Source organism: Peribacillus sp. NJ4, from assembly GCF_030348345.1.
Classification (GTDB): domain Bacteria; phylum Bacillota; class Bacilli; order Bacillales; family DSM-1321; genus Peribacillus.
This window is the reverse complement of the sequence record NZ_JAUCFQ010000001.1, coordinates 1,922,992-1,938,968: the sequence shown is the minus strand read 5'-3', so window position 1 is coordinate 1,938,968 and position 15,977 is coordinate 1,922,992. Positions and strand designations below refer to the sequence as shown.

Sequence of the window (15,977 nt, the reverse complement as noted above, 5' to 3'; positions counted from 1 at the left end):
CTTGGGTCATAGTTCTCCCCGCTATGCAATATGCACCCACCCCTTCAAATGGGGAACTTTTTGAAAATTCGATAATTTACACACCCCAGAAGGGCACAACAACGGATCAACCATTCAATTGGCTTTTAATGAGCCAGGCTGCACCAATAACCCCTGCATCATTGCCTAGTGTTGCCAGGCTGATTTTCGTTGATTTACTAACCCGTTTAAAGGCATACTTTCCAAAGGCAGCTCGGACAGGATCGAGCAAAATGTCTCCCGCTTGTGAAACGCCCCCACCAATGACGATTTTATCCGGATTCATGACATTCCCAACATGTGATAGTGCTAGCCCCAAGTAATTGCCTACCTTATCCACCACTGCTCTGGAAAAAGGATCGCCTGCTGCAGCGCATTGGAATAACAATTTGGAAGTAACCACATTTCCCTCGTCGACTTTCTGCTGAAGCATTGACTTTTCATCGGCAGTATTCAAGGCCTCTAAAGCCATACGAACGATTCCCGTAGCTGAAGCAACCGTTTCCAAACAACCTGTCTTGCCGCAATTGCATGGTGCCCCGCCGTCCGTTACGACCGTTATATGCCCCACTTCACCAGCAGCTCCACTAGTACCATGGACGATTTGCCCATTATGGATGATCCCTCCGCCTACACCCGTTCCCAGAGTTACACAAACGAGGTCTTTGGCACCATTACCGGCACCTTTCCACATTTCTCCCAAAGCTGCCATATTGGCATCATTATCGATCACCGCAGGGAGAGATGTCTCCACCTCCAATAAATCTTTTAATGGATAGTCTTTCCAACCTAGATTGACAGCTTCATATATGGAACCGTTAACAAATTTCACAGGGCCGGGGGCACCCATTCCTATCCCTACTATCTTATTCTTTGGTTCATTAAGTTCCACGAGCTTCGCATCAATCGCTTTGGCTATGTTAATCGTAATGAATTTGCCCTTTTCGGAGATATCCGTGCTGATTTCCCATTTATGAATAATCTCTCCGTATGAATTGATCAGAGCCAGTTTGGTAGTTGTACCGCCTAAATCTACACCCATCAGCCACTTTTCCATCATTCTCACCTTTTTTATCAATTTTTTTTCTGTTTTTCCCTTTCAAGAGACAATTGCTGCCTAATTAAAAGGATCGCCATTTGATAATCTTTCGTATCCATCATCTGCATACGGTGGATTTCCCTGATTTCAGCTTCCATCAGTTCAAGCTCGGCTAATCGATCACCAATGTAAATAAATGTGCCGAATCTTTTCAGGTATTGTTGAAGATCATAATATGTTTTCATAGTAAGCCTCTTTACTCTTTTCTATAGGAAAGTATATCGAATCAGCCTCATTGTAACAAGCGTCCATTTCCACTTTTGATAATTTTCCCCATCCTCCACATACATGTCCAACTCTATTCATATGATGAAATATCAAGAATGTGAACGCCCAATATGGACTCTTTCGATTTGATTTGAAAATTTGAAACTGCTTAATATTTTTTTAAACCATTCATCTTGCGTAAAAACGGAGGGGAAAAATGAAACTACAATTGAAGTATACCGTCTTTTTAGTCTTAACTACCATTTTTGTCATCCTTTATTTTTCAAATAATGAACAGACAGAGGAAACCATCATTTTTTTTCCCATCGATTCCTCGCTCCATTTTGAACATGCTTCCACCCACCTGACACCGAAGGGTACCGGGAATTCCACCTATACAATCACTTGGAAGGTGAATTCTGCGTTGGACCAGCCTGCTTACTTACGTCAGGATGTATCGCTCTTATACAAAAATGGAAAATTGGCAGGAGCGTTAAAAAATTGGCGGCAAAATAAACAAGAACTCTCTCAAAAAGCGAAATCTAAAGAAACCGAGAGTGGGCGTTATGAAGCGGTAACTTTTCATTATGCCGAGGTTCATCCGAGCGACACAATTTTCACCAGTGCCCAGCAGCTGAGTAAAGAAAAACTTTATACAGTAACTACACCAACTTTTCAATACTTCCACCGTCCCCTTTCAGAGGAACAGATTCAGTGGAAAAAAACGCTGGACGGCTTTACCGATCAAACGGTTCGAAATGGTTTGGAGAAAGCCGGTCAAGCATTTCAAGTTAATCTGGATCAGTACAAAATCATCTCATTGACAGACCTACCCTCAAAAAAAAACCAATGGCTTTCTGCCTTTCCCCAATTCAAACGGGAAGAAATTGTGGGAAAGCTGTGGGAAGGGCTTTATAAAAATTATGTGTTAGGAATAAAAAAGGAGGATGGATCCACTGTGAGTCCACAAGGCAGCACCATCCCCCAATTGCTCCTGGCTAAGAATCAAAGTGAAATACTTGTCTTGTTTACACTGAATGACGGTACTCCAATCATGCTACGTCAAAAGTTATAGCCGTTTTTCAATTTCTGGCAGCAGTTTAGTATATGACTTATTATCCGGGGCAAGCTCAATAGCCTTTTCAGCTTGCTCCTTAGCTTGATCGAATGATTCGAGATTCATGTAGACTAAGGCAAGATTGTAATGGGCTTCATGCAAATCCGGATTGCTTTCAACCGCCTTTTCATAATAATCCCTCGCTTTATATATATCCTTTTTCTCAAAAGATAAATTCCCTAGCATAAAAAGCGATAGTGGTGCATCAGGGTTTGCATCCACATATTTGAATAACATCTCTTCCGCTTTATCTTCTTCTTCATCATCAATATACTTTTGGGCAAGCATGGCCATGGTATTATCATCCATAGCTGCACTGTCCTGATGGTTGAAACCAAATTGAAGCAGGCCATAGGTCAGTATTGCCGTCCCTATCAGAAAAGCCAGCTGCCGAAAGATATTCTTGGATTTTGGCAGATGGACCACTCCAGCAGCCAAGAACCCTCCGATCAAACCTCCGATATGCCCTGCATTGTCAATTCCCGAAACGGTGAAACCATATATTAAGTTAATGATGATCAACACGATCACCGATGAACCCATCGAGCGCATGAACAATTTCGGATAGACGATACCAAAGTACAGAAGTGCCCCAAAACAGCCAAAAATGGCCCCGCTCGCCCCTGCCGAAAGATTCGGGGTCATGATGAAGCTGCCTAGAGTTCCAGCGAAACCAGCGAATATATAGATGAAAAGGAACCTGGCATTACCGTAAATCCTTTCCACTTCAGCACCGATCAAATACAATGAAAATGTATTCATCAGTAAATGAATAAACCCAATATGGACAATCATTGGTGTAAAGAACCGCCACCATTCCCCTTGTATGATATAAGGAGAAAATTTAGCGCCAAACTCAATCAAAGTCTTGGAATTGGTGCTGCCTCCATTGAACTCCATCAAGATGAACACAGCTATTTGTATCGCCATGAATATATATGTAAAGAATGGCTTATTGGCATTTTGAAATACCTTCTGCTCAGCCCTAGCCTTTTTGACCGACTCCGAGATTGCGTCTTTCTTTACTGCGAGAATCTTTTCCTCATCTATTTCATCTTCTTCAAGAACTTGAATTGAAAGTGGTTTTTTCAATACATGCTCAAGGTTTTGCAACGAATCATTAAATGATTCACAAGTTAGAATAAACGTGTTAACATTCGTTTTTTTAAAGGAAGTCACCTGTAAACTAAAGTCATGATCATCGACCGGGGCAAATTTACTAACATAGATACTTAATATGTCTATGGGCTTTTTGTATAATTTCCTTCTGATCCTTTCCCCATTCTGCAATGTTCGGTCGATATCGCGCTTGAGCCAATTAGCCCAATCCAAATCATGTCGAATGAGTCTGATGACTGGAAACTCCTTATTCTTATCGCTCTCAAGCCAAATCTCCTGATGGTTTTCCGTGACAGTGATCATTCGATAATCATAATGGGCCGACAACTCCCTTATGGTTTCCCAAAACAAATAATCCTCTTTAAATCCCAATGCCTTCCCCACTTTCCAATGAATCTTAAGCTTCTGAAATTCCTGTTTCTATAATTAAAACTATAGACGAAATCATGAAAAAAGTAAAAAAGGAGACTGTTTTAACCCCTCTCTCCCTCTGGGTTATAAATAAAAAAGGAACCCCTGATCAGGTTCCTTTTAAGATGCCGGCATCATCATTTGGTCTGACTGAACATGCTTTGCATCATTTTATCCCTGAACATTGGCATATCCAAGGATTTAGTCACTAGAAATCTTCTTAGTATACCGCTAGACAGCACAACATTTAACAAGCGGTACCGATTTTGATAACCTGCATAAACCACTAAACCAACCAAGAAGATTTGAATAATTAATCGAAGCATAACGATCCCTCCTATCATTAGTGTGATACAGGACAGGATTTTTATGAGCAAAAAAGTGATAATTAATAAACTTCTTCTAGTGGGCGTACGTGCGTAATATCCTGGATGGGGTGATGAGTTTGCTGACAGCTATATCATGAACCTCTATCGGGAGATCATCCATTAATTGAAGCTCGTATGTAAGGGCCAATGTAGCTCCTCGGTAATGAGAGAGGAAACGGTCATAATAGCCGCCCCCAAAGCCCAGGCGATACCCTTCTTTGGTAAAAGCAAGACCGGGGACGATCATTACATCCAATTCCTCTTTGCGGGCCTTGGCTGTTTCTTCCACTGGTTCAAGCAATCCATAATAAACAGACTCCAGCTGATTGAAGGACGAAATCTTTTTGAATTCCATTGTCTTTTTTTCAGGATTACATTTTGGTACTGCCACTTCTTTTCCTTCACTCCATGCTTGTTCGATGATCCGTACCGTTGGAACTTCAGGCGGAATGGAGATGGTGATCCCAATGGTTTTAGCTTTTTTCCATTCCTCCAGTGAAAATAAGTTTTCAGCGATGCTGTTCGAAAGTTCTTTATGTTCCTCTTTGGTCAGCTCCATTAAACGGGACCTAACTTCTTGGCGGAGCTTATTTTTGTTTTCTCTCATCATTTCCGACTCCTTTAGTCTAATTCTATTATTATCTCATAATATTTGTTCATTTACGAAAATACGAAATGGGAAATTGCCGAGTGCATTCTGAAAATATTCACTAAAGGAAAGATAGGGAGAAGACATTAAAAAAATGCAAAAAAAAACAACAGGAAAAATCCTGTTGCTTACTTTGTTTCACGGTGAGTCGTGCTGCGTTTTTCTCTTGAGCAGTATTTTTTAAGCTCAAGACGGTCTGGATTGTTACGTTTATTTTTTTTAGAAATATAGTTACGGTCTCCACATTCAGTGCAAGCTAATGTAATATTCACGCGCATTGTGTATTTCCCTCCAAACATATTGACTTTTTCACATAGGACTTTTCTATAATAGCATTATTCGATGCGAATTGCTAGTATGTTTTTTGGGAAATCCAACATTAACTTTTTTTTAATTTTTAATTGGTTACGTTTTGCATCGTCAGGAGGAGCTGATTATTAATGATTTTCGCTTCTTCTTTCGTTTCAGCATGAATGACCCAAGCCACAGCTTCCACACATTCCTTCGGTAAGATTTCCGTCTCTAGTGTGAAAACGCTGGTTACCTCCCCTTTGGCGAGCGGTGAATAAGCCAGGAGCCCTTCTTTCAATGATTTGAAGCATCCCTCTTGATAAAGGCTTCCCTTACCTTGGATGCAATATTGAGAAATGCTTTTCCCTTTCACCAATCCACCCAATAAGGCAATCGATTGAGGGGCTACATGTAAAATCGCCCGTTCATTCGGGCTATAAAAAGCCACCGCCTGTCGTTCGAAAGCGTTTTCATAGTGAAAAAACACTTTTGGGCGCTTAGTCTCAAATGAGGTATTCCTAATCGTGAACTTCGAAAAAGTCACCTGCCCTTGGGTATAAGTTTGTGAAAGTGTCCGGATCTCCCCATTAGGATGACTCATCATATCTTCCTCAGGATACCAATCAAAACTCTCATCCATCCATAACCCAGCCTTTAACCCCTTACGATACATATCCTGGTTATCCTGCGGCATATACGCGATCGAATTCATATAATCATCCCTTCCCCTTCTTTATCCTTATATAACTTATCGTTAGGCGCTGACAGTGAAACTATCCACTTTAGAATCTGCACACCATTTCCTTATAGGTTCATTAATTTTAACTATTCAAAATATTTAGTTTTTTCGATTTATTCTATCTTTATGTTAGCACTGAATTGGCTGATGGACAATAAACACATTTTGTCGAATTTTATGTATGTTATATCTAAAGGGTTTTTTCCCCTTTTTAGTGCCTGAATTTTTTTCTTCAACGATAGTCATGAGGCATTTCGACAATAATTTGAAACAAAACAGACAATAATTGAAGGTAACTGCCACTTCCTGAAGATATAAAAATATGAAAATCTCCAATTTTTTTATAATATGTGTAAAATATAAGTAAATGTCGAAATTTAGCTTCTGAGGTGAAATCATGGAAACACTTATCATCCTTCTTTTTTCATTAGCAATTTTCCTTCTTATCATTTCCTTTTTCAGTAAAGATAAAGTTGCCAAATTAGAAGAAGATTTAGAACAGATGACCATTACGTATATGCAGGATATCTACCAATTAAAGAAGAAGGTGAAGATTCTTGAAGAGGAATTCGTTATCCAGGATGACCCTGTTCCTCCCGTTAAGACTAAATCACTTGTCACTTCCAATGAAGTTGAACCTATTCATGAAATTCTAAAAAGTCAGGTTCTATCCTTATATAGTCAAGGTCTTTCTTTGGACCTGATCGCTAGACAATCCTCGTTAACGAAGGAACAAACCATTTCAGTGATCGAGCAACAAAGATTGCGGGGTGAATGAAGATGAACAAAGCAGTACTGCAAGGTCTTTCCGCCGGTATCATCTTTACAACAACAATCTTTGCCGGTTTTTATTATGGCACCGGATTAATCGAAGGTACCACTCCGACTGCAGAGGAAGCTAAGGAATTGCTCGTGAAGCAGGGATTCGTCGTTTCCCTTCCTATGGAGGAAACAAAAAAGACCGTCCAACCAAAGGATGCAGATAAAGTTTTAATGGAGAATGAAGCTTCAAAAAAAGATCAATCCATCGTCTCCTATACGATTAAAGTGAAAACGAATATGAACACAACTGAAATTGCCGATAGGCTCTCCAAGGAAAAGATCATCGATGATGCTGCTGGATTTGACGCTTATATGAATGAACATGATTTCTCAAAAAAAGTTCAAATCGGCGAGTTTGTCGTTACGAATAATATGACATATAGACAATTGGCCAATACTTTGACCCATTAATGAATAAGAGAGACTTTTTAATTGGACTTTGTCCGAAAAAAAAGCCTCTCTTTTTTTCAAATAGGAATTCATTCATTCCTGCTGATATATCTCCCTCTTACCAGGAAGTAAATATTCTCTGCGATATTCGTTGTATGATCTGCCGTTCTTTCTAAATAACGGGCAATTAAGGAAAGCTGTGTGACCTGCTGTAGGTTTTTTTCATCTGAAAGCCGAAGGAGACTTCGAATCATCTCTCCATAAAAGCGATCGACCTCATCATCCATTTCAATGATTTCTCTTGAAAGGACAACATCTTCCTTCTCAAATGCTTCTATCGAAAGTTCAATCATCTTTAATGTAATATCATGCATCTGCCTTAAAGGTGTTAAAGGCAGAATAAATGGCTGGTCACCGATTCGGATGGCTGATTTAGCGATATTGACGCCAAAGTCCGCCATCCTCTCAATATCCGAGGCAATTTTTATGGCAGCAATGATACGCCGCAAATCAATTGCAACCGGCTGCTGCTTCGCAATCAGTAAAATCGCAAAGTCATTAATTTCCTCTTCCAGTAAATCAGCTATTGTATCATCATCTATAACTTCAAGAGCATCATCAACATTATTGTTTTCCAGTGCGGCATATGATTTTGATATTGCCCCTGAAGCTAAATTAGCCAACTTCACTATTTTCTCCTGTAACTCTTTCAACTGAAGCTCGAAATTTTCACGAACGACCATTATCGCATCTCCCTTTCTCTTTAACCGAAGCGTCCGGTAATGTAATCTTCTGTCCTTTTATCATTCGGATTAGAGAAGATGGTGTTGGTATCAGAATATTCGATGACTTCCCCATTTAAGAAGAAGGCTGTTCTATCAGAGATACGTGCTGCCTGCTGCATGTTATGGGTAACGATGATGATGCTGAAATCCTTTTTAAGTTCTTGGACCAATTCTTCTATTTTCAAAGTGGAAATCGGATCAAGGGCAGATGTCGGTTCATCCATTAATATGACATCTGGTTCGATTGCCAAACATCTGGCGATACAAAGACGCTGTTGCTGTCCACCTGAAAGTCCATATGCATTTTCATGCAGACGGTCTTTCACTTCATCCCAAATGGCTGCCCCTTTTAAACTCTTTTCAACTATCTCATCAAGAATTTTTTTATTTTTTATTCCATGGATCCTCGGTCCGTATACAACATTTTCATAAATTGATTTAGGAAAGGGATTAGGCTTTTGGAAGACCATTCCCACCTGTGTCCTTAAATCTTCAACCTTGTAGGACTGATCGAGGATATTCCTGTTCCTATATTTAATCTGGCCTGTCGTTTTAACATTCGGGACTAGTTCGATCATTCGGTTCAATGTTTTGATGTAGGTGGATTTCCCACATCCCGAAGGTCCTATGATGGCTGTCACCTCATTTTGATGCATATCCAAATTAATATTTTTCAAAGCATGGTTTTCTCCATACCATAAATTGAGATTGGACGTTTCATATACCTTTTCCGAAAAGGGAACGGACTCGACATTTTCGAACCCGATAGCCGGTGACTCATTTTCTCTCATTAAGGTCATATTCATGCTTTCCTTCCTCCTATTAGTATCTTTTCTGGAATTTATTTCGAATTAAAACCGCTATTGAATTCATGAAAATTAACAGGATGAGTAAAACGATGATTCCGGCGGCAGCAACCTGCTGGAATTCCTCCTGTGGACGAGATGTCCAATTATAGATTTGCATTGGCAGAACTGTAAATGTATCCATGACCGTTTGTGGTAAAAAGGCGATGAACATCGGTATGCCAACCACCACAAGTGGCGCCGTTTCACCGATTGCCCGTGACAAAGCCAGTATTCCTCCAGTTAAAATGCCAGGTACCGCAGCCGGCAGGACCACTTTCAATATCGTCTGCCACTTTGTTGCACCCATTCCAAAGGAAGCTTCCCTTAAATCACGCGGTACGGCACGTATGGCCTCTTGGGCAGCTACTATGATGACCGGAAGAACGAGTAGGCTCATGGTCAAGCCTGCTGCCAATATGGACCGGTCCAATGCTAGAGCACGAACGAAAACCGTTAAGCCCAGCAGTCCAAATACTATTGACGGGACACCTGCCAGATTGGAAATATTCACTTTGATAAAAGTGGTGATCCAATTTTTCCTGGCATATTCCTCTAAATAAATGGCCGTTCCGACACCAAGCAGCAGGGAAACTGGAGCCACGACTACCATCAACCATATTGAACCGATCAATGCTGCCTTTATACCAGCCTCTTCTGGTTTCCTGGAAGCGAAATTCTGAAGGAAATCCACATTCAGACTACCAATTCCTTGAGTGAATATCCGATAAAATAAGATGGCCAGTACTACGAGGCCAACCAATGTTGCCAAGAAGAATAATCCTTTACAAATCGTGTTAACAGCCAGCCTAACGGGCATCTTTTTTGCAACATGACTTTTGTTTATCAGTTTCATGTCTTAATATTCCTCCCTGAACTTGCGAGAGATGAACTGCGCCAGTAAATTCATGATAAGCGTAAAGACGAACAGTGTCATTCCAACCGCATATATGCTGTAGTAAATCGTTGTCCCGTACCCTGCATCCCCCGAACTGACCTGTACGATATAAGCAGTCATCGTTTGGATCGATGAAGTCACATCCATGCTCATATTTGGGGTCGAGCCACCGGCAACACTCACAATCATGGTTTCCCCGATCGCTCTGGATAAAGCAAGAACGATGGATGCCACAATTCCTGAAATGGCTGCTGGCAATACCACTTTAATTGTCGTTTCGAGTTTCGTTGCTCCTAAAGCATACGCACCTTCGCGAATCGACTTCGGCACTGATACAAGGGCATCTTCCGACAATGAGGCTATCATCGGCATGATCATGATACCTACAACGATTCCTGGACTTAAAGCATTGAACATGTCAAGGAAAGGAAATATATCCCGCAAAACCGGTGTTACAAAAGTTAAGGCAAAGAAGCCGTAAACGATAGTAGGAATCCCAGCTAAAACTTCTAAAATCGGCTTGATGATTCTCCGTGTTTTCTCAGATGCATATTCACTCAAGAAAATGGCTGTTGCAAGCCCTACTGGAACTGCAACCACCGCTGCTATGACTGTTATCTTCAACGTTCCAACGATAAGGGGCATAATCCCATAGGAAGGTGTAGATGCAAATGGCAGCCATTTAGCTTCTGTAAAAAATTCCACGATGGACACTCTGTCAAAAAAGATAAATGTTTCAAATATAAGCGTCAGGATAATCCCGAGTGTAGTGAAAACGGAAATTGCCGCCGTAAGGAACAAAAGCTTAGGTATGATTTTTTCCATATTCATTTTTTTCTTACTTTTCTTTTCCAGGATCATTTGCTGTACAGAATAGGTTTCTGTTTTTCTAAGTTCCAACTTGCATCCTCCATTTCAGACACGCAATTTTTGGATTTACAAGCTGTTACCCCCGCCTTAATCGAGTCAAGGCGGGATTTCAGTAGCCTGTAATATCGGTTATTTTTCCAGTTCTTTTAATTTATCAAGATCTTTCTGGTACTCTTCTTCCGGCAGGCTGATATAACCCACTTCTTCAGCAAGCTCTCCTGCATTTTCAATGACGAATTGAGTATAATCTGCCACTTGTTCTTTTTCAGCTACAGACTTATTAGCTACATATGTGTATAGTGGACGTGATAACGGGGCATACTCGCCACTTTTGATCGTTTCATGTGTTGGCTCTACGGCACCTTTGCCGTTGTCGATGGAAATGATCTTTAACTTATCTTTATTTTCTGAATAGTAGGCATAACCGAAGAATCCAATCGCATTTTTATCACCTTCTACACCTTGTACAAGAACGTTATCATCTTCTGAAAGCGTAGCATTTTCCACCATCGGTTTTTCTTCAAGGATCACTTCATTGAAATAATCATATGTGCCTGAATCTGTTCCCGGAGAGTAGAATTTAATTTCTTCCTTCGGCCATTCAGGACGTATATCAGACCATTTCTTCACCTTTCCATTATCAACCCACAGTTTTTGAAGTTCTTCAACTGTTAGTGAATCGATGAATTCATTATCTTTATTGGCAACGATTGAAATACCGTCAAATGCCAGTTTCAATTCTGTATATTTAACTCCCTCTTTTTCAAGTAAGGCAGTTTCTTCTTCTTTGACCGGACGGGATGCATTGGCTAGGTCCGTATCACCAGCGATGAATTTCTTGAATCCCCCACCTGTTCCTGACGATCCCACTGAAACCTTCACATCAGGCTGTGTAGCCATATATTCTTCTGCAACTGCCTCCATGATTGGAAAGACCGTTGAAGAACCATCCGTAATCACTTCTCCCTGCAGTTGGCCAGATCCTTTTCCTTCACCGCTGCTTGTCTTAGTGTCATCGGATCCACAACCCGCCGCTACTGCAATTACTCCGCCCATCATTACAGTCATTGCCATACCTTTGAAACGTCTCATTTGTAAATCCCCCTAAGAATTTTATATGAATATTTTGTACTACTCTCATATCATACTTTCAGACTGTAAATTCCGTTTAAAGCATTTGTAAATATTCAGTAAATTATTGTGTGCTTATTGTAAAGATGAAAGAAACTGAACTGATTTCGTTCTTAAAATGCAAAAAAAACACGTTTTCGGTTTACCCAAAAACGTGTTTTAACCTTTTATTCATTTTCCTGGCTTTTTCTAACTTCAGCCTGGTCCTTTTGGACGTCTTTACCGTTCTCCACTTTCAAATCAGTCGAGGTTTCAGTATTTTCCTTCTTTGCCCGTTCTTTCTTCAAATCGAAATAAGTATCCATGATTTCTTCACTTATTTCTTTACTCATGCTATGGCCCGTATGTCCTTGGTATGCCCAAGGCACAACGACTGCAAAAGCAACCTCCGGATTTTTGGCAGGTGCATAGCCAACAAGCGTGATGTTCATCGTTTCTTGTGGCTCGCTATAATCCATCCGGTTCGGGCCGTCATAGAATGCTTCCGCCGTTCCGGTTTTAGCAGCCACTGTATAAGATTTTTTCCCAAAATAGGTATAAGCTGTTCCGCCTTGTTCCATTGAAACTTTCTCGAAACCGCTCTGAACACGTTCAACCCATTCTTCCTTCATATCAAGTCGATTAAGGACAGTCGGAGAAACGTCTTCGGCAATAGGACCCAATTCCTCATTATTATCAACAGGATCGCGGATTTCCTTAACCATATGCGGCTTCATGCGGTTACCGCCATTCGCAATGGTCGAAACATATTGCACGAGCTGCATTGGTGTGTACGTATCATACTGTCCTATAGCAAGGTCAAGCAGCTTACCTGGAGAAGTTTCAGAACCTTTGAATCCACTCATTTCATTCGGAAGATCAATCCCCGTCCGCACACCCAAGCCAAACTGTGCGAAAGAATTCCGCATTGTTGAAAAGGCGCTTGAACTAATATTCAAAGGTTCATTCGGCACATAATTCGCACCTGCAATATTAATTGCCGTTCTGAACATATAAACGTTAGAAGATACTTTTAACGCAGTCAAATCATTAATGTTCCCGAAGTCACTATAAGAACCTTTAGGAGGGGTACCTTTGATTCTCAACTTCGTATCATAAAAGTAAGTACCCGGCTGGATCGCACCTTGCTGATAACCAGTTAAAACGGTAGCACCTTTAACTGCAGAACCCATTGTATAGGAAGTCGTGATATTTCCCAATGCAAAGTCCTCAATGTAAGATTTCCCGGTTTCTGGGTTCTTCTCGTATTTCTTACCAGCCATCGTCAATACTTCACCTGTATCGGGATCCATCATGACGACAAAAGCCCTATCCAAGAATTTGGTGTTGCCCAATTTTTTCTTGGCAATCAATTGCTTTTCAATGATTTCCTCAGTTGCAAGCTGTAAATCCATATCGACTGTCAATATAAGATCTTTTCCTCGCGAACCTTCAGTAATCACTTCGGAATCGACGACATTTCCCGATTTATCGGTCACATTCCTTACCTTAGCTTTCTGTCCCTGAAGAATATCCTCATATTGCGCCTCAATATAACTCTTGCCAACTCGGTCATTCCGGCTATAATCGCGTGCTAGATAATAGTCCAGGCTTTCACTAGGCAATCCTTCTTCAGATGAGGAAACTTTACCTAATACAGATTTAAGTGTTTTATTATACGTATAGAAACGATCCCAATCCGTTGATATATCGACCCCTGGGAGGGAATCAAGGTTTTCACTTACCTTGGCGAATTCTTCTTTCGTTACTTTCTTGTTTTTCACAATTTGCGGGGTAAGGGCATATCCGCTAGCAAATTCCCTATAGATCGCAAGGACTTCCAGCTCATCTTTCGAAAGCTTTATTTCATCTGAAGTAATTCGATCAAGCTGAATCTTATACAAATCACTTTCTTCCAGCTCTCCCTCTTCCACCTTTTTCCTCTCTTTATCCGTAACCTTCTTCTCGGCCAACTTTGGATTATTTAAAATCCAAAAATCCTTTTTATCGCGCTCAGTCACTTTTTTGGTGTCTTTTTCGATCAGTTTCGCGAGTTTTTCAGCCGTTTCCACCATTTCTGTTTGTTTCGTACCTTGCTTTCGTGTATATGTAATTGCATCCAGTGGTTGGTTATCGACCATCAGTTTTAAATTCCGGTCATACATTTTCCCACGGGGCACCGAATTATTCACGGTCACTTCCTCTGTTCTTTCAATCTCACGCCGGTAATCATCACCATAAACAATCTGTACAACACCCAAGCGTAAAATTAAAGCGGAAAACAAAACAAACACTAAAAAGAAAAGAATATTCAATCTGAAAGGCACATGCGTCTTTTTCTTTTTCTTTTTATTCACACTAAGCCACACATCCTTTTTACATAGTCATAATAGTCCTATACTATTCTATAGAACATTTATATTTTTTTCTACCTTAGTGTTCTAGAAATATTAAACATCTAACGAACTTTACATAAAAAGTGACTTACGGCTCATAATTCCGAAAACCGTAAGTCATGGATATTGAAAAGAGGCCACTAAGGCCTCTAATCTTGGTCAATGATATCGATATTCCGTACAAACCAATATATCACTGTATGCCCTGCCCCGACGATCAAAAGGTAAACCGGCAGTACTTGCTTTAGGTCGAAAAACATGACGGAAAGAATGAATCCCGATATGGATACAATCCTTCCAATATGAACGAACAGTTCCCTGACAACGATATATTCAATCCTCATTTCCGCTGCTTTCCAAGCGCGGCCTATAATGTCATAAGTCAATGAAATATAAGGGACCAAAAGAATAGGATAAGCGGTAGCAACAATCGCCCCATAAATGAGAAGCTTTCCGAATGTGATATCAAATGCAATCAATAAGACCCCTGCATACAACAGGATTCCCCCAATAAGAATCGCTTTTTTCCGCATCGGCTGTTTTATATATCGCGAAGCAAAAAAATACGCAACGAATGAAATGGCTGAATTTAACAGCCCATAGCTACCTAAGGCCAGTTCACTCTCCGTCTGAATGAAAACTGTAATCGAAATGATGAACATGAATGTGCCCTCTCGTATCCCTTGAAAAAAGTGAGCACGGGTGATCAAGAGCCAATTTCGATTATTTTTACGTTCTTGTAATATCCGAAGGAAAAAGTATTTCCCATGAGCCGGACGCCTTTTTAACGAAAAGCTAAGAAACACCGCAATGGAAAACAATAGCAAAGACAATCCGAATACAATGGAATATCCCGTGAATTTTTCAAGCCTCGAAATGATGAACCCTGAAAGAATCGGACCAACCATTCCCCCGAGGGATGATAAAATCCCTAAAAAACCATTGAAGAAATCTCTTGTTTCCGGTTCAGTGATCTCAAAAGTCAATACATTATAGGCAAGCCAATAAAACCCATAACCAATACCTAACAGTGCACCAAGCAGCCATAGGAAATCAGTTGCACGTGTGCCGACCAAAAGGACAGATAAATAAAATAGGGCCAAAAAGATAACGCCTAGACGCAAAACAATGATTCGATCCACTTTTTTCGCCAGCCTGCCAGCAAAGATAAAAGTTAGTGGTTGAAAAAGCACCACGGTTAGATTATATACGGCAATATCAATAATTTGACCGGATTGTTTCCACAAGTACACATTAACGAATGTATTGGATAAAGCAATACTTAGGCTGTACAGACCGCCAATAAACAAAAGGAGATGCAGATCCTTCTTCCCTCCCGCTTCACCCAACCATCTCTCTAAAATACCCATTGTTTTAACTCTCCTTTAAATTCCACTCTAGTGTTTGAAAAAACAAAAGAATTTATGTAAAAAAAGGTAAAGAAAACTCTTCGATTGGCGAAGACAGAGAAGTAGTTGTACTTATACTGTTTTCCTATCTCTTGAAATTAGGGATCAAGAACAGTATAAAGAAAACTCTTCGATTGGCGAAGACAGAGAAGTAGTTGCCCTTACACTGTTTTCCTATCTCTTGAAATCAGGGATCAAGAACAGTGTAAAGAAAACTCTTCGATTGGCGAAGACAGAGAAGTAGTTGCCCTTACACTGTTTTCCTATCTCTTGAAATCAGGGATTAAGAACAGTGTAAAGAAAACTCTTCGATTGGCGAAGACAGAGAAGTAGTTGCCCTTATACTGTTTTCCTATCTCTTGAAATCAGGGATCAAGAACAGTGTAAAGAAAACTCTTCGATTGGCGAAGACAGAGAAGTAGTTGCCCTTATAC

Annotated in this window: 17 protein-coding genes; 3 read left to right on the top strand and 14 right to left on the bottom strand. The window is 40.4% G+C overall.

Annotation, left to right across the window (positions count from 1 at the left end; all coding sequences use genetic code 11):
- Positions 1–106: 106 nt before the first annotated feature.
- Together QUF94_RS09725 and QUF94_RS09720 are read right to left on the bottom strand one after the other, a co-directional pair.
- Positions 107–1,078 (bottom strand): ROK family glucokinase, encoded by a 972-nt coding sequence (locus QUF94_RS09725; RefSeq protein ID WP_289318335.1) that lies wholly within the window; start codon positions 1,076–1,078, stop codon positions 107–109.
- 14 nt (positions 1,079–1,092) lie between these two features.
- Entirely contained in the window at positions 1,093–1,302 is a 210-nt protein-coding gene (locus tag QUF94_RS09720; protein ID WP_076365307.1) for a YqgQ family protein, read from the bottom strand.
- A gap of 239 nt (positions 1,303–1,541) precedes the next feature.
- Here QUF94_RS09720 and QUF94_RS09715 point away from each other — a divergent pair, with 239 nt between their 5' ends.
- Positions 1,542–2,399: a hypothetical protein gene (locus tag QUF94_RS09715; protein WP_289315668.1), complete on the top strand. Its 858-nt coding sequence runs from the start codon at positions 1,542–1,544 to the stop codon at positions 2,397–2,399.
- Here the strand turns inward: QUF94_RS09715 and QUF94_RS09710 are convergent.
- The 5 genes from QUF94_RS09710 to QUF94_RS09690 all read right to left on the bottom strand — a co-directional run bounded on the left by QUF94_RS09710 (position 2,394) and on the right by QUF94_RS09690 (position 5,991).
- Positions 2,394–3,932 (bottom strand): rhomboid family intramembrane serine protease, encoded by a 1,539-nt coding sequence (locus tag QUF94_RS09710; protein WP_289315667.1) that lies wholly within the window; start codon positions 3,930–3,932, stop codon positions 2,394–2,396. The genes QUF94_RS09715 and QUF94_RS09710 overlap by 6 nt on opposite strands.
- 176 nt (positions 3,933–4,108) lie before the next feature.
- Positions 4,109–4,297, bottom strand: coding sequence for a hypothetical protein (locus QUF94_RS09705; protein WP_289315666.1), 189 nt, complete (start codon positions 4,295–4,297; stop codon positions 4,109–4,111).
- 76 nt (positions 4,298–4,373) lie between these two features.
- Positions 4,374–4,946 carry a 5-formyltetrahydrofolate cyclo-ligase gene (locus QUF94_RS09700; protein ID WP_289315665.1) on the bottom strand — a complete coding sequence of 191 codons (573 nt, stop codon included), beginning with the start codon at positions 4,944–4,946 and terminating at the stop codon, positions 4,374–4,376.
- 170 nt (positions 4,947–5,116) lie between these two features.
- Entirely contained in the window at positions 5,117–5,266 is a 150-nt protein-coding gene (rpmG, locus tag QUF94_RS09695) for a 50S ribosomal protein L33 (RefSeq protein WP_028391797.1), read from the bottom strand.
- Positions 5,267–5,385: 119 nt separating this feature from the next.
- Positions 5,386–5,991, bottom strand: coding sequence for a hypothetical protein (locus QUF94_RS09690; protein WP_289315664.1), 606 nt, complete (start codon positions 5,989–5,991; stop codon positions 5,386–5,388).
- Positions 5,992–6,415: 424 nt separating this feature from the next.
- On the opposite strand from QUF94_RS09690, the gene QUF94_RS09685 reads away from it, so the two are divergent.
- Complete coding sequence (locus QUF94_RS09685; RefSeq protein ID WP_289315663.1) at positions 6,416–6,796, top strand: hypothetical protein; 381 nt, start codon at positions 6,416–6,418, stop codon at positions 6,794–6,796.
- A 2-nt stretch (positions 6,797–6,798) separates the two neighbouring features.
- Complete coding sequence (locus QUF94_RS09680; protein ID WP_289315662.1) at positions 6,799–7,251, top strand: hypothetical protein; 453 nt, start codon at positions 6,799–6,801, stop codon at positions 7,249–7,251.
- 68 nt (positions 7,252–7,319) lie between these two features.
- Here the strand turns inward: QUF94_RS09680 and phoU are convergent, their stop codons facing one another.
- From phoU to QUF94_RS09645, 7 genes are all read right to left on the bottom strand, one after another.
- Positions 7,320–7,973, bottom strand: a complete 654-nt coding sequence (gene phoU / locus QUF94_RS09675) for a phosphate signaling complex protein PhoU (protein WP_289315661.1) — start codon at positions 7,971–7,973, stop codon at positions 7,320–7,322.
- A gap of 20 nt (positions 7,974–7,993) precedes the next feature.
- Complete coding sequence (gene pstB, locus QUF94_RS09670) at positions 7,994–8,821, bottom strand: phosphate ABC transporter ATP-binding protein PstB (RefSeq protein ID WP_289315660.1); 828 nt, start codon at positions 8,819–8,821, stop codon at positions 7,994–7,996.
- 16 nt (positions 8,822–8,837) lie between these two features.
- Entirely contained in the window at positions 8,838–9,716 is an 879-nt protein-coding gene (pstA, locus tag QUF94_RS09665; protein WP_289315659.1) for a phosphate ABC transporter permease PstA, read from the bottom strand.
- A 3-nt stretch (positions 9,717–9,719) separates the two neighbouring features.
- Positions 9,720–10,619: a phosphate ABC transporter permease subunit PstC gene (gene pstC, locus QUF94_RS09660; RefSeq protein WP_289318334.1), complete on the bottom strand. Its 900-nt coding sequence runs from the start codon at positions 10,617–10,619 to the stop codon at positions 9,720–9,722.
- Between the two features lie 138 nt (positions 10,620–10,757).
- Entirely contained in the window at positions 10,758–11,720 is a 963-nt protein-coding gene (locus tag QUF94_RS09655) for a PstS family phosphate ABC transporter substrate-binding protein (RefSeq protein ID WP_289315658.1), read from the bottom strand.
- 206 nt (positions 11,721–11,926) lie between these two features.
- A complete protein-coding gene (locus QUF94_RS09650) occupies positions 11,927–14,095 on the bottom strand; it encodes a peptidoglycan D,D-transpeptidase FtsI family protein (protein ID WP_289315657.1) in 2,169 nt (722 codons plus the stop codon).
- 188 nt (positions 14,096–14,283) lie between these two features.
- Complete coding sequence (locus QUF94_RS09645) at positions 14,284–15,504, bottom strand: MFS transporter (protein WP_289315656.1); 1,221 nt, start codon at positions 15,502–15,504, stop codon at positions 14,284–14,286.
- Positions 15,505–15,977 lie beyond the last annotated feature (473 nt).